10 protein-coding genes and 1 pseudogene are annotated in these 13,284 nt (G+C 65.4%); 5 read left to right on the forward strand and 6 right to left on the reverse strand.

Annotated features, from left to right (window positions below; translation table 11 throughout):
- Positions 1–17: 17 nt before the first annotated feature.
- The 4 genes and pseudogenes from HMPREF3176_RS06920 to HMPREF3176_RS06930 all read left to right on the forward strand — a co-directional run bounded on the left by HMPREF3176_RS06920 (position 18) and on the right by HMPREF3176_RS06930 (position 2,925).
- Positions 18–1,277: a sensor histidine kinase gene (locus tag HMPREF3176_RS06920; RefSeq protein WP_070459116.1), complete on the forward strand. Its 1,260-nt coding sequence runs from the start codon at positions 18–20 to the stop codon at positions 1,275–1,277.
- Positions 1,278–1,341: 64 nt separating this feature from the next.
- A complete protein-coding gene (locus HMPREF3176_RS06925; protein WP_070459118.1) occupies positions 1,342–1,965 on the forward strand; it encodes a response regulator in 624 nt (207 codons plus the stop codon).
- A 96-nt stretch (positions 1,966–2,061) separates the two neighbouring features.
- A pseudogene (locus tag HMPREF3176_RS10565) lies at positions 2,062–2,298 on the forward strand (MerR family transcriptional regulator); the annotation flags it as partial.
- 30 nt (positions 2,299–2,328) lie between these two features.
- The gene (locus tag HMPREF3176_RS06930; protein ID WP_246826699.1) at positions 2,329–2,925 is read left to right on the forward strand and encodes a TipAS antibiotic-recognition domain-containing protein; all 597 of its coding nucleotides are present in this window, start codon (positions 2,329–2,331) and stop codon (positions 2,923–2,925) included.
- Between the two features lie 178 nt (positions 2,926–3,103).
- On the opposite strand, the gene HMPREF3176_RS06935 is transcribed toward HMPREF3176_RS06930, so the two are convergent.
- The 3 genes from HMPREF3176_RS06935 to HMPREF3176_RS06945 are packed head-to-tail and all read right to left on the reverse strand — an operon-like array spanning position 3,104 to position 9,028.
- Positions 3,104–5,695 (reverse strand): hypothetical protein, encoded by a 2,592-nt coding sequence (locus HMPREF3176_RS06935; protein WP_070459120.1) that lies wholly within the window; start codon positions 5,693–5,695, stop codon positions 3,104–3,106.
- Positions 5,692–7,620, reverse strand: coding sequence for a thioredoxin-like domain-containing protein (locus HMPREF3176_RS06940; protein WP_070459122.1), 1,929 nt, complete (start codon positions 7,618–7,620; stop codon positions 5,692–5,694). Before HMPREF3176_RS06940 ends, HMPREF3176_RS06935 begins: the two co-directional genes overlap by 4 nt.
- A 1-nt stretch (position 7,621) precedes the next feature.
- A complete protein-coding gene (locus tag HMPREF3176_RS06945) occupies positions 7,622–9,028 on the reverse strand; it encodes an HAD family hydrolase (protein ID WP_070459124.1) in 1,407 nt (468 codons plus the stop codon).
- Between the two features lie 123 nt (positions 9,029–9,151).
- On the opposite strand from HMPREF3176_RS06945, the gene HMPREF3176_RS06950 reads away from it, so the two are divergent.
- Complete coding sequence (locus HMPREF3176_RS06950) at positions 9,152–10,558, forward strand: NAD(P)-binding domain-containing protein (RefSeq protein ID WP_070459126.1); 1,407 nt, start codon at positions 9,152–9,154, stop codon at positions 10,556–10,558.
- On the opposite strand, the gene HMPREF3176_RS06955 is transcribed toward HMPREF3176_RS06950, so the two are convergent.
- The 3 genes from HMPREF3176_RS06955 to crcB are packed head-to-tail and all read right to left on the reverse strand — an operon-like array spanning position 10,497 to position 13,275.
- Positions 10,497–12,326: a copper resistance D family protein gene (locus HMPREF3176_RS06955; protein ID WP_070459128.1), complete on the reverse strand. Its 1,830-nt coding sequence runs from the start codon at positions 12,324–12,326 to the stop codon at positions 10,497–10,499. The two genes, HMPREF3176_RS06950 and HMPREF3176_RS06955, sit on opposite strands and share 62 nt — an antisense overlap.
- On the reverse strand, positions 12,323–12,715 hold the full coding sequence (locus HMPREF3176_RS06960; protein WP_081976377.1) for a fluoride efflux transporter FluC: 393 nt from the start codon (positions 12,713–12,715) through the stop codon (positions 12,323–12,325). The genes HMPREF3176_RS06955 and HMPREF3176_RS06960 overlap by 4 nt, the downstream gene beginning before the upstream one ends.
- The gene (gene crcB / locus HMPREF3176_RS06965) at positions 12,712–13,275 is read right to left on the reverse strand and encodes a fluoride efflux transporter CrcB (protein WP_052126711.1); all 564 of its coding nucleotides are present in this window, start codon (positions 13,273–13,275) and stop codon (positions 12,712–12,714) included. The genes HMPREF3176_RS06960 and crcB overlap by 4 nt, the downstream gene beginning before the upstream one ends.
- Positions 13,276–13,284: the final 9 nt, after the last annotated feature.

The following is a 13,284-nucleotide window of genomic DNA, read 5'->3' on the forward strand; positions in this document are numbered from 1 at the left end:
GAATTAGGATCGAAGACATGCCCACTTCAGCCCGCACCTCACACGTCGTGGGGGCAGCCGCACTCGCATGTGTTCTCCTTGCGATCCCCGTCTTCGAAAGCACTCTCACTGCGGCGCCACACACCACGAGCGTCGTGATCTTCAGCCTCGTGACGCTCTTTGTGATGCTCGGAGGCGGCGCGTGGCTCGTGCGCGTTGGCGACATTAGTGCGGAGCCATCATCAGTTTTTTCGTGGCGCCCCCTCGTGTACGTGGCAGTGCTCGCCTCGGCATGGGCGATGGTCATTGCAGAAACACCCCACGCGACCTACTTCCTCTTTGCACTTATCGGCATCGCCCAGTGGCTTCTGCCTGAGCACACCGGAGCTTTCGTAACGCTCGGCCTTACTGCTTTTACGATCGCCGGGCAGGTTTTCCACCATGGCGCCTCGACGGGCACGGTCGTAGGGCCACTGCTCATCGCCGTGCTCATGCTCGCGTTCATGCACATGTATCGCGCTATGCGCTCCGAGGCGCTCCAGAAAAATACCGTCATCGCGCAACTCCGAAGCGCCCAAGACAAGCTCGTCGAATCCGAACGCGAAAAAGCACGCATAACCGAGCGCGAGCGGCTTGGTCGCGACCTTCACGACACCACGGCCCAGTCACTCTCGAGCGTCATCTTGCGACTCGGGCTCGCAGACGAGGCACTCGGTTCGGGTGAGGTACCACTTGCGCTCGATCACGTACGTTCCGCTTCCGACGCCACCTCGGAAGCCCTGAGCGAGCTTCGCAGCGCGATCTCCCACCTCACGCCACACGAATCGGGACCCGCGCGCCTCGAGACGGCTCTCACCCGTGTTGTTGACACCGCTCGGTCCAGAGTGGTCGCCGTTCCCGGTGAAGCAGCCCCGGTCATCGAATGCCACGTCTCTCACGACCTGCCGGAGCTCGACATGACGACAGCAACGAGTCTCGTGCGTATTGTCCAATCGTCGCTCGCCAACGCCCTCGACCACGCACGCGCCTCACGCATCGAGGTTCGCGCCTACGCTGACGGTGGCGAGCTGCATGTCGATATCGAAGACGACGGCCGCGGCTTCGACGTGGACGAGGCGCTGCTCGGCCCGCGCTGCGACAGCGGCGGCTACGGCCTCGGTTTCGTCGTGAAGAGGTCGCGAGAACTCGGCGGAAACGCCGCGATCATCGCCTCGCCCGGCGACGGCACGCTCGTAAGCGTGGCGATCCCAGTGGCGCAGGAACCGTCGGCCCTGACCGAGCCCGCTCCAGCCTCGTGAAACCCGCCCCCGAGTCCCAGGACGCTACCCACTCCACCTCTCCAACCCTTCAAGGAGCGCACGCATGATCTCGATCCTCATCGCCGACGACCACCCCGTTGTGCGCGCGGGGCTGCGCGCCGTGTTCGAAAGCCACGAGGACTTCACCGTCGTCGCCGAAGTCCCCAGCGCTGAAGAGGCAGTCAGAAGAGCAAGCGAGGGTGACGTGGATCTCGTAACGATGGATCTTCGATTCGCCGACGGCGGCATGAGCGGCGTGCAGGCGATTCGAGAGATCCGCTCCCGCGGGGATCACCCGCGGATTCTCGTGCTCACGAACTATGACGACGATTCGGAGATTCTCGCCGCCGTCGAGGCCGGCGCCCAAGGCTACCTCTTGAAAGACTCCGCGCCAGCCGACCTCACGAGCGCGGTGCAGCGTGCCGCAAGCGGCGAGGTGGTGCTCGCGCCCGTCGTCGCGGGCAAGCTCCTGCGCGAGATGCGCAAGGACCGCATCACGCTCACGGGCCGGGAAAGGGACGTGCTCAATGCGCTCGACCGCGGTTTGAGCAATCGCGAGATTAGCGAAGAACTATTCCTCTCCCCCACCACCATCAAGACTCACCTCGCGCGGCTCTACGGAAAGCTTGGGGTGTCGAGCCGGACGGCGGCGCTCGCGCGGGCGCGCGAAGAGGGGCTGCTCGACTAGCTTTACGAATTCGGAACCGATCTCGCGGGTTCGCCACCGCGAAAAGGACTTGACCCTCACGTCACGTGAGGCACCAGGATCGGTAGCGTGAACGACATGCCGAACACTCCTGAACCGAACCAAAGCTCGCATCAAGACCTCTCCGTTGGCGAAACAGCCGCGCTCATTGGGGTGAGCGTGCGAACTCTTCACTACTGGGACGAAATCGCTTTGGTAAGTCCAAGCGCACGGTCCCGGGCGGGGTATCGCCTCTACAGCGAGCGAGATCTCGAACGTCTCCACGCGGTGCTCATCTACCGGGAAACCGGGATGTCGCTCGCAGAGGTTCGCGACCTCCTCGCCGCACAAGGATTGAGTCGTGGGATGACTGATGCACGTGCTGGAACGGCTTATGAGGTCGCTTCGGAGCGGGAACGGCTCGTTCAGCAACGCGAAGCACTGCTGGGCAAAGTCGATCACCTGCACCGCATGCTGCGGGCAGTAGATTCACTGATCGAAAGGATTGATATGGGAGAGAAAATTACCCCCGAACAACGCGCAGAAATCCTGGGAAAGGATTGGAATCCCGAATGGGACGACGAAGCGAAAAACAAATGGGGGCACACCGAGGACTGGGCAACATCTCGTCAATACCAAGAATCCCAAACAGCTGAAGACCTGGAGCGTGACAAGGCTCGAATCGATGCTGTCGAAGAGAAAATCGCCGCAGCTATTCAGCGTGATGTAGATCCGCGAAGTGCCGAAGCTATTAGCCTCGCAGATGAGTACCGCAGAGCACTGACCTGGTACGACGTCACGCCTGCCAAGCATGTTCTGATCGCGAAAGGGTACGTTGAGGACGCCCGCTTTCGCGAAAGGTTTGAGGCGCGTCAATCGGGCATGGCGGAATGGCTCAAGCTCGCGATCGACGAGAACGCTCGAAAACACGGAGTCGATCCCGCCAAGGCCGAATGGCAATAGAGCGATACTCACAACATTGAGCTCATCACAGTGAGGAAAACCGGTGCTGGGCGCTTGAGAGGAAAGATCTCTTGAGCACCCAGCACCGGTACTTTTGGAGCACGGGAAGCTCACGTCGACGCTCGCGCCTCAACAAGAACGTCGAGGTGGGACTTACGCTGGAAACCGCCCTTTATCCCTACTTCCTTTTGCGCCCACGCTTCTTCTTCGAGACTTCAGACTCGCCGAAAATGTCGTCGACAAGATCGTTGGATTCGGGCCGATTTTCCTCGCGGGCATCCGAGTTTCGCTTGGATTGCGCCGCCCGTTTCTTCGACTGTGCCTGCGCACTCGAGGTCTTCTCGCGCACCGTGGTCGAGGCGCGGGAATCCTGGTCATCCCGATCAGTCGCATCTCGCAGATTGTCGGCGAGGTCGACCTGCTCGAGCCCTCGCGAAAGCACGATCGGCACGACCAGCACCATGAGCGCGGCAACCACGATGATGACCCGCACGAGAGGATGCGTGGCCTCATCCCCCGTGAGGGAGACGACTGCGGGAGCGGCCGCGAGCGTCATGAGCACCGCGATGGCACCGAAGCCAGACGCGCCGGCAAGCGAAGACGTGAGCGCCACCCGAGCCCGGGCCTCCGATACTTCGGTGAGCACAGACGAGTAGGCAAGCGACGCGGTGCCACCGGCCCCCCCTGACTCAACCCGCGCGAGGGCCGCTTCACTTGAGGCGACGCGCATGTGCGCAGCCGCCGCAACTACACCGGAAGCCACCACAACACCGACGGCGAAGGCGGGCAGCGATGCCGCTCCGATCCCGAAGCCACATACGGCCGGAGCGAGCAACGCACACATCACCACGATCGCTGACGTGCGCCGAAGCGCGCTCTCGAGCCCCTCAAAGAGCACCTCGTCGCCACAATCATCGGGGCCGTCGGATGAACCTCGAGCGCTCGACTGTTCGGCGAGCGCAATGCGCGCCTCGGTCACGGCATTGGCAAGAACAGCGCGCGTGGGCGTCGCGATGAACGCGACCACGGCCAGAACGGCCACAACACCGAACGCGAAACCAAGAACGACCGTTGGCGAATCAACGCTCAACACGCGTAGCTGCCTGTCGGCCCACAGCACACCCTGCTGCGGCGCCGCGCGCATCGCTCCCGCAATCGGTGCCACGAGCGGGAGGGCAGCCGCACTCGAGAGCAGCGCGAGAAGAGAGCCCGCGAGCGCCTCGTGAGAGGACTGCTCCGTGGCGTCACCGTCGCGCACCGAAACGGCGGTTTCGCGAGAATACCCGGCGCCCGCGATCGCCGAGAAGCCGCCCCACACAGCCGCGGCTCCTGCCGCGGCGAGCGCGAGAAGGTAGTAGCCGAGGTAGGCAATGCCGGCGGCGGCAGTCGCGAGGCCCCACGCCGCTGCGATACCGAGCAAAGCGGCAATGGCGAGCAGCGCGAGTGCGCGACTGGAGCCGAGACCCACCGACGACGGGCTGATGCGCCCAAAGCGAGCGGCAACTATCCCGCGGGAAGGGCCTGCTCCCATGGCGGTCTCGGTTCGCACGTGCGGCCACACGATCGCAAGGCCCGCAAGGAGGGCGAGTGCGCCTCCAATGACGAGCGCGAGGCCCGTCACGAACGAGGGGTTGATCGCGTGCAGCATGATCGTGTCGGCAACGCTTTGCGCTTCGGGGGCGTCGCCCACGTTTGCGTAGAAGCCGGAGAACTGCGCAGCGATTTTCTCGATCAGAGGTTCGACCTCGTCGCGCGCGACGGACGCGGGTGCCTGCTGGGTATCCGAGTCGACGAAGAGCGACACGAGCAAGGGGTCGTTGAAGTTTCCGAGCCCCACTTCGGCCATGCGGAGATTCGCGTAGCGAGTGGGCAGCCACAGGGAGAGCACAGAGCCGACGAGAGCGAGCGGAATGATCCCCGTGAGCCCGGCGCTCACGAAGCGCGAGGAGCGCGTCGATCCGGCGGGCACAAACGCAGAGCCAATCAGGGCGACGAGCGCACCGCACGCCAGCACAATGGCGGAAACGAGACCGGCGAGTCCCACGATGGGCGCACCGAGCGTCATGACGGCGCCCGCGAGGAGAGCCGCGAGCGCAGCGGAATCGACCGCGCGCAGCGGACCGCGCGCGAGCGGCGGTGACAGGGGCTCGAGTGGGAGATCGTCCCGGTCTCGGGACTGCTCAAGCGTGCCAACGTCAATCCGTGCACCGGTCTCCCCCAGTGAGGAGAGCGCCACGCCCGAGCGCAGCGACGCCCCACCGATCGCGAGGCCGAGCGCGACAAGGAGGAGGAGCGGCCCCGCATCGGCATGCTTCACCACGATGAGGGCAATGAGCATGAGCGTTGCGGCGCCCACGCCGATTCCACGCACGCTCCCGGGCAGAGCTCTCGCCGCAGAAAGGCGTGGCTTTCGCGGTTCATCAGTGGCGTCCGGATCGGGGCCATCGACATTCGCCCGTGCGACGAGCAGCGCCCCGAGGGCCGCCACGGCGACCGCGAGGATGCTGCCGAAGAAAACGGAACCGCCGCGCAACACCCGATCACCGGCATCGCCGGGCGCAAGGGCCACGAGGATTCCCGCGCCGAACCCGCCCCACAGGGCCGAATGCGATGCGGCCGTCACGAGCGTGCCGATCCGCGGCGCGCGATCATCGACGCCGGCTCTACCGCGCGCGATCCATAACCACGGGTGGGCGAGGGCTACGAGCGAGAGGACCCCGGCCGCAACGAGCATCCATGCGGTGTCGGCCCCCAAGGCGAAGGCGCTCATGCGAGAAGCGAGAGGACGAGCGCGCGCGTGCCCTCCTCGGTCAGCGTGATCGGCACGCCCCAGTCTTGCTGGTGCATGTGGCACGCGGGGAACTCTACGCTCGGGTCGGCGTCGCACGAGGCAGCGCGCGCACTGACGTGAATGACGCCTTCGCTGTAGTTCGGGTCGAGCTCAATCTCGCGCTCGAGTTCGCTCGAGGTCCCGCCTCCGCTCACGAGCATCGCCGGTGGCGTCGTCGAGACGCTCACCTGGACTGCCGGGCCGAAGGAGTCGTCGAGCTTGTGCCCCTCGGGCGGCGTAAACGCGACGGTGACCGTGAGTGGGCCGGCGTTCGAGACCGCGGTCGCGGGGCGTTCGGTCTGCTGCGGGCCCTCGTCGATGATCTGCTCGGCAGCGGGCGAAATGGACACCCACGTGAGCTTGTGCGCGCCGGATTCAACGACGATGAGCTGCGCGAGCCCATCGATCGGGTCGACGACGATGAGGTCGCTCGGCTCCGAAAGTCCGGTCGCAACGGTGACGACCGAGTCGTGAATCGGGTCGATGATCCGCACCGCGCCGTTATAGGTATCGGCGACCGCGAGGCGGCCATCGGCAAGGACCGTAATGCCGAGGGGGTGCTGCAGGCGGGCCTTGTCGAGAGGACCGTCGACGTGACCAAAATCGAAGAGGCCCTCTCCCACGAGAGTCGTGACCTCGCTGCGATCCGCGGCAATCACGCGCACCGCACTCGTTTCGGCGTCGGCAACGAACACGGTCCCGTTGGCGTCGACCGTGACACCCGAGGGCTGCGCCCACCACGAGCGCACGAGAGCGCCGTCTACGAGGCCCTCCTGGGTCGTTCCCGCGAGAACCGCGAGCGCGCCTTCGTCAACGAACTCGCCGTCGTCGTTGAGCGCCGCCGGCCGGTAGGTCCACATCTGGTGGATTCCCGCCATCGCGATGATGATCTGCCCGGATACGTCGTCCCATTCGACATCCCACGGTGTCGAGAGGGCGAACTGGATCGGAGTGCCAACCCCCGTGGGAAGGCTCTGCCCCTGCATCCACTGCTCGCCGTTCCCGGCGAGGGTGAACACGTGGCTTTCGATCCGGGGGCGCAGGAGCCGACGCCTGCCGAGCTGCACACCGCGCAGGCGGTGATTGCCGGTATCGGCAATCACGAGGTCGTAGCCCACCTGGTCGGCAACTTCGGGTGGAAGAACCGCGATGCCGTTCGGCTGCGAGAACTGCGCCTCGGCCGCGTCACCGTCGGCCCAGCCGCGCACACCCGTGCCGATCACCTCATCGACGCTCACGCCGTCGGCTTCGAACACGACGATACGGTTTTGCCCCGCGTCGCTCACGACGATGCGACCGTCGGGCAAAAGCCCGCCTTTCGAGGGGAAACGCAGTGTGTGGAGTCCGGACTGCTCGAGAACAATAGGGGCATCGCCGCGCACGAGGGTGCCGTCGGACTCCCCCTCGCTCACGAGCCGCGCGATGGTCGAGTCGAGATTCGCCGCGTGGCCTTCGCCCGACATCGACGCGGCGATGCGCCCGTGCGTGTCGAGGACCATGAGGGTCGGCCAGGCCTTCGCGCCGTACTCGCTCCACGTGCGTAGGTCGGGGTCGTCGAGAACGGGATGTTCGACGCCGTAGCGTTCGATGTTGGCGACGAGGGCGTCGTGGTCGCGCTCGAACGAGAATTTCGGCGAGTGCACACCGATCACGACAATCTCTTGGGACCACTTCTCCTCGAGCGGTCGCAGCTCGTCGAGCACGTGCAGACAGTTCACGCAACAGAACGTCCAAAAATCGAGGACCACGATCTTGCCGCGAAGATCCTCGAGGCTTAGCTCGACCCCACCGGTGTTAAGCCAGGAACGGCCGAGCAACTCGGACGCGTGGGGGCGTGCATTTTCGCGAAAGTTCTCGCTCGTCATGTCAGTCCTGCTTTCGGTTCGGCCAGCTCTTCACCCACGCGAGGAGGTCGGGATCGCTCAACGAGGAGAGCGTTACGTCGGCGACGTCGATCGGTTGCCCCGTCGAGGGAATCCCAATGAGGGTCATACCCGCCGCTTTCGCCGCGCGCGCCCCAAGGGGGGAATCCTCGAAGGCGAGGCACCGCGAGGGCTCACACCCGAGGGCTTTCGCGCCAGCCTCGTACATGTCCGGGGCGGGCTTGGGGTTTCCGACGGTACTCGAGCTTTGAAGGCTCTCAAAATACCCGAGGAGCCCAGCGGCCGTGAGTTTCTTCTCGAGAATCTCGTGCCACGAGTTCGAGGCGACCGCGATCGGCACCTTGGTCGCGGCAAGTTCGAGGAATTCGCGTGCGCCCGGCATGGTCGGCACATTGACTCCGAGTCGCGACTGGAAGTCGTCGGTCACGATCTGCTCGACGCGAGCCGGATCCTGGTCCGTCATGTCGCCGAGAATTTCGGCGGTCTGTTCGAGGGTCGTGCCCATGAGCGCGCCGAGGTCCTCTTCGGTTGGCGTCACGCCCGCGTCGTACAAGACCTTGAGCTGCGTCTCGGTCCATAGCGCCTCGGTGTCGAGGAGGAGGCCGTCGCAGTCGGTGACGATCGCGTCGGGAATCTCGTGGCGCACGAGACCGAGCGCGTTGTACACGGGCGAATAACCACCGCGGCGGTCGGGCCACGTCGCTACCCATTCGCGCAGCCCCGGGTCGCCGATCGCAGCGATCTCAAGCTCGCCTTCGGGTCGCTGCCCGGGAATCGTAGGGGCAACGATGAGTCGGCATCCGGCGGCTGCGGCGGCCTGCGCGCCCGTTTCCGAATCCTCAATCGCGAGGGCTCGCTCGGGGGCGACGCCGAGCAGTTCGCACGCGCGCACGTAGATGTCGGGGGCGGGCTTGGGGTTTGCAACGTCGTCGAGGGAGACGACGTGATCGACATACGGCAGGAGGCCGACGTCGGCAAGTTCGCTCAGGAGCGGGGCGCGGTTGCTGTTAGATGCCACGGCAACGGGGATCCGCGAACTCGCGGCCTTCAGCAGTTCCGCTGCGCCCGGAAGCACGGGGATGTCTTCGGCAAGCTTTGCAAAGTAGCTCCGCTTGAGACTTTCGCCAACGTCTTCGGGCTTCTCCCCCGTGAGCTCCGCGATCGCGACGACGACGTCGATCACGTCACGGCCCACGAGCCAACGACGACGCGCCTCCTCCATCGCGAGGGACCGGGCCTCGAGGTATTCGACCTGGGTTTCTTCCCACAGGCTTTGCGTGTTGAGGAGAACGCCATCGCAGTCAAAAACAATCGCTTCGGGGGTGAACGTGCCGAAGGTTTCACGGAAGGGTGCGAGACCGGGCGAGAGAGGCTCTTGATAGTCGCTCATAGTGCCCCCACCATACGCAGCGGCCCTGAAAGGAGACCGTTCCCATCACAGCTTTTTTGCACGCGAGCGCCCTAACATGTGGAACGTTAATCTTGCGTCGTCCTTGGAAGGCAAACCCCCGCCATGACTGCACTCACACGCGGATCCGTTCTCGTGATCGGAGCCGGCCCCTCGGGTCTCGCGGCCGCTGCCGCCCTCTCTTCCCTCGGGGTGGATTTCGACCTTGTGGATGCGCAAAACCACGTGGGTGGCGTGTGGAACATCGCTAACGAGGACGCCCCGACCTGGCCGAACATGAAGCTTGCCACCTCGAAGTCGCATACGCAGTTCGAGGATCTTCGCATGCCCGTCAGCTTCCCCTCGTTCCCCTCGACCGACGAATACGCGACCTACCTTCGCGCCTACGCCTCCCATCACGGCCTCACGGAACGGTTTGAACCCAACAAAGCTGTGCGCAGCATCCGCTCGTTCGGCGAGGGCGAGTGGGAAGTAGATTTCTCCTCGGGCGAGGTGCGCCCGTACACGGCGATCATCGCGGCCCACGGGGTTTCGCAGCGCCCCTTCCTGCCGCCGCTGTGGCACGAGGCTCGCGAGTCCGGCGTTCGCACAATCCACTCGAAGAACTTCCTGGGCGGCGACGACACCACTGAAAAGAACGTACTCGTGATCGGTGGCGGTCAAGAAGCGGCCGACATCGCCGTCGAGCTCGCGAAGGCGAACCGTCGCGTGGCCCTTCATCCCACCGAAGCGCACTGGGTCGTTCCGCGCACGTGGGGTCCGTTCGCGGGCGATTCCCTTGCCCGCCTCGAGCCGACCTTCCTCGGCCGAGCCTTTAATGACACGGTCGCCGAAACGCTCATCGAGCGCGCGATCGGCCGCCCCGAAAACGTGGGGCTTCCCAAGCCCGAGGTCTCGGTCATGGAGGATGAACCGATCGTGTCGGATTCGTTCCTCACACTCGTCAACGACCGCCGTATCGAAATCCTTCAGGACCCGGCTCACTTGCCGTTTGACCGCTTCGAGCTGATCGTGTTCGCGACCGGTTACGAGCCTGGAGCCGACTACCTCGATCCCGAATACACGAGCGACCTTTTCCTTGGCGCCTTCCCGCGTTCGCGCCGCGACCTCGCCGTCCTTGGCCAGGTGCGCGTGCTTGGCGGCATCACACCGATCCTCACGCAACAGGCCGACATCGCGGCCTATGCCACGAAGGAATTCCTCGAGGAAATCGAGACCGGCGCGGCCTCACCCGCTCTCGCACGCTTTGAAAAGCTCAAGTCTCGCGCCGACGCCGACGTGCGCCGCACCGCTCCCCGCTCGAGCGAAAAGGGGCTTCGCGGCGCATTCTCAGGGGTTGCCTCGCGCGTGCGCACCGCCACCCGTTCGACGCGCATCGCGGAGCTTTCGCCGTGGGCCGAGCAGAACGCACTCGACTCACTGCCCGAGGATCAGCCGATTCGTCTCCCGCTCACCGACCGCGAACGCCTGCTGGCGCGCCTGTCGACCGCGCGCGCGATTTTCGAGAAGTAAGGGCTAAAGCGGCGAAAACCGCGGCGCCGTAGAGCACGATGATGACTCCGGCGACGCTCGCGCCGCAATGCTGGTCGCGGAGCGTATCGGCGAGCCACGTGCGGCCGGTCGCGCCAAACCAGCTCGGTGCGATCGCGTACGGCGTGAGTGCCATGACGGCGAGAACAAGGACAATCCCCGCGAGTCCGGTTCCAAAGGCCCACCTCTGCCCTGCGCGTACAAGTACGACGAGCAGGGCGCCGCACGCGATCATCGCGAGATCAAGCCCGAGGTTCGCCGGGTGGGATTCGAGAAGCCGCCGCATGAGCGCCGGGATGAGGTAGGCGCACGCGAGGGTGAGCGCTGGCACCAGCGAAAGGGCAAACGCGAGGGCCCGACGCTTGCTGAGCACACCCCGAACCTTCGCGAGCGCGGCATCGTCCACCCCCATTCCAAGAGCGCTTCCGGGCAGTATCGCAAGCGCAAGCGCGAGCGCGAGGTGCGCGCTGAACAGCACGCGGGAATAGACCGCAAGTGCGCTCGAGGCGAGGAGCGGGTAGAAGACGAGCGCAAGGATCCGCCAGCGACGCTCAGTGGCGCTTACTCCGCAGGCAATGCCGCGCATGAAAAGCCACGTGAGCGCGAGGATCGAGGCGCCTATCGCAAAAATATCGGGCCTCACCTGCGCAAGCACTGCAAGGCTGCGCGGATCGGGCGGGAGCGCATAGGTCGTGAGGATCCCCGCGGGGGTGGCGGGCGGCGGAATGTTTTGTGCGGGTGGTGGCGCGCTCGACATCGCCGCGGCCAACCCAATCGCCGCACCCATGAGGAGAATTTCAAAGAGCGCCAGTTCGCGGAAGCCGGAGCGGCCGAGCGTGGTGCGCCGGGCGAGGACGCGGCGCTGAGCATAACCGCACGCACCGAGCGCGAGGAGCAACAGCGCCTTGGCAAGGCCCAGCTGGCCGTATGGATGGGTGAGGAGTTCACTGATGGCGCTCAGGCGCGCGAGGATCGCGAGGAGTCCAGAGACCGCGAGGGCGATCCACGCGACGAGGGCGAGCGAGGAGAAGCGCCCGATCGTGCGGCGCATTGCAGGCTCGTCTCCCGGCTCAAGGGCGGGAAGAAACTGGAGCACGAGTAGCGGCCCCACCCAGGCCGAAAACGCCAAAAGGTGGAAGAACATGGAACTCGTCGCGCTCTCGTGGCTCACACTTCCCGCGGCGTGCCCCGTCATCCCCTTGGCGACGATCGCCCCGAGGGCCGTGAGCGTCGTTGCGCGCGCCGTGCGCGCGCTTGTCCCCGAGACCCCGACCGCGCTTGCGAGGGCCGCAGCGACGATCGCGGTCATGCTCCAGACTCCGAGGTCGCTCGCGGCAAACACGCCGATGTCGGAGCCGAAATGTGCGGAAAAGAGCGGCTGCCCAGACGAGAGCGAGTACGCGAGAATGAACTGCACAACGAGCAGGAGCGTCCACACGATAGCGCTCGTGAATGCGATTGTCATGGCGCGCGCTCGTGCGCGAGCCGACCACGCACCACTGTCCGGCGAAGTATCGAGCAGCCACCCCGCAAGAATCGACCCGCCGAGCGTGAGCGCACCCGCGACCGCGGCAAGAGCTGCGCTTACGGGAAGCAGGGCCTCGGTCGCGCGGCCAGCGTTGACGAGGAGAATCTCTGCGTCGCCCGCCGCGTAGCGGGCACCGGCCAGCGCTAGAGCTGTGCCGCCCGCGAGGGCGACGAGAGCGATAATGAGCGCGGCGAGCACCGCGCGCGAGTGCGCACGGCTCACGCGGTCACCACGATGCCGAGCCAGAACGCCGCGAGCGCCGACCCGAGGCTGAGCGCATAGTAGCCAAGGGCGGTCACCGTCGCACGCGACCGCACGAGCTTCACAACTTCGAGCATGAAGGTCGACATGGTCGAGAGTGCCCCGCAAAAGCCCGTGCCGAAGAGCGCCGCAAAGCTCGCGGACACGAAGTCGGTGCTGCCACCGAGGCGGCGCAACACAATCGCGAGAAGAAATGAGGCGATGACGTTCGCGACGAACGTCGGCCACGGGATGGGAGAAGGTTCCTGATCGGGACCCGAGGGGCGCGTGAGGGCCGGGATGAACGTGAGTCCGTACCGCACGACGGAGCCGACGGCGGCACCGAACGCGACGATCAACGCGGTCATCATGACTCCTCACCCCTTTCGATATGCTCGCGTGCACTCATCGCGCCCACGCGAGCGCCGGCAAGCAACCCACCCACGACCGCAAGCACACACACGAGGACGCTCGCGGTCACGTACTTGAAGGCCTCGAGGGGAAAGCCCGCTCCAATGATCGCGGCAATCTCCCCCGTGAACGTACTCATCGTCGTGAATCCACCGCAAAAGCCCGTGCCGAGCACGAGCTGGAGCTGCGCGTATTTCGGAGGGTTCTCATCCCAGTACCCGGTGAGCGCCCCGAGGATCAGGCAACCGAGGATGTTGGCAGCGAGTGTTCCCCACGGGAGATCAACGAGCGTGAGCGTCGTCGTCGTGGGGAGGATGACGGCGAGGGCGTAACGTATAACCGCGCCGATAGCGCCGCCGAGTGCCACCCACCACAATCCCCTGCGGAAAGGAAGGGCTTTGGGCGGCACGCGCACGGCGCGAATCGCGGTCGTCTCAGAGCTCGTGACGGCCGAAAACTCGGCCGTGCGCATGAGCGGGTCTTCGCGGCGGAGGCGTTCGCGCCTTTCTTGGTCGTCCATCACCGCTCT

The sequence above is a fragment of the Dermabacter sp. HMSC08H10 genome, assembly GCF_001807585.1.
Lineage (GTDB): Bacteria > Actinomycetota > Actinomycetes > Actinomycetales > Dermabacteraceae > Dermabacter > Dermabacter hominis.

Bases quoted from the DNA above. Each gene is read 5' to 3' on its own strand.
- HMPREF3176_RS06920 (WP_070459116.1), top strand. From the start codon at position 18: ATGCCCACTTCAGCCCGCACCTCACACGTCGTGGGGGCAGCCGCACTC.
- HMPREF3176_RS06925 (WP_070459118.1), top strand. From the start codon at position 1,342: ATGATCTCGATCCTCATCGCCGACGACCACCCCGTTGTGCGCGCGGGG.
- HMPREF3176_RS06930 (WP_246826699.1), top strand. From the start codon at position 2,329: ATGACTGATGCACGTGCTGGAACGGCTTATGAGGTCGCTTCGGAGCGG.
- HMPREF3176_RS06935 (WP_070459120.1), bottom strand. From the start codon at position 5,695: ATGAGCGCCTTCGCCTTGGGGGCCGACACCGCATGGATGCTCGTTGCG.
- HMPREF3176_RS06940 (WP_070459122.1), bottom strand. From the start codon at position 7,620: ATGACGAGCGAGAACTTTCGCGAAAATGCACGCCCCCACGCGTCCGAG.
- HMPREF3176_RS06945 (WP_070459124.1), bottom strand. From the start codon at position 9,028: ATGAGCGACTATCAAGAGCCTCTCTCGCCCGGTCTCGCACCCTTCCGT.
- HMPREF3176_RS06950 (WP_070459126.1), top strand. From the start codon at position 9,152: ATGACTGCACTCACACGCGGATCCGTTCTCGTGATCGGAGCCGGCCCC.
- HMPREF3176_RS06960 (WP_081976377.1), bottom strand. From the start codon at position 12,715: ATGATGACCGCGTTGATCGTCGCGTTCGGTGCCGCCGTCGGCTCCGTC.
- crcB (WP_052126711.1), bottom strand. From the start codon at position 13,275: ATGGACGACCAAGAAAGGCGCGAACGCCTCCGCCGCGAAGACCCGCTC.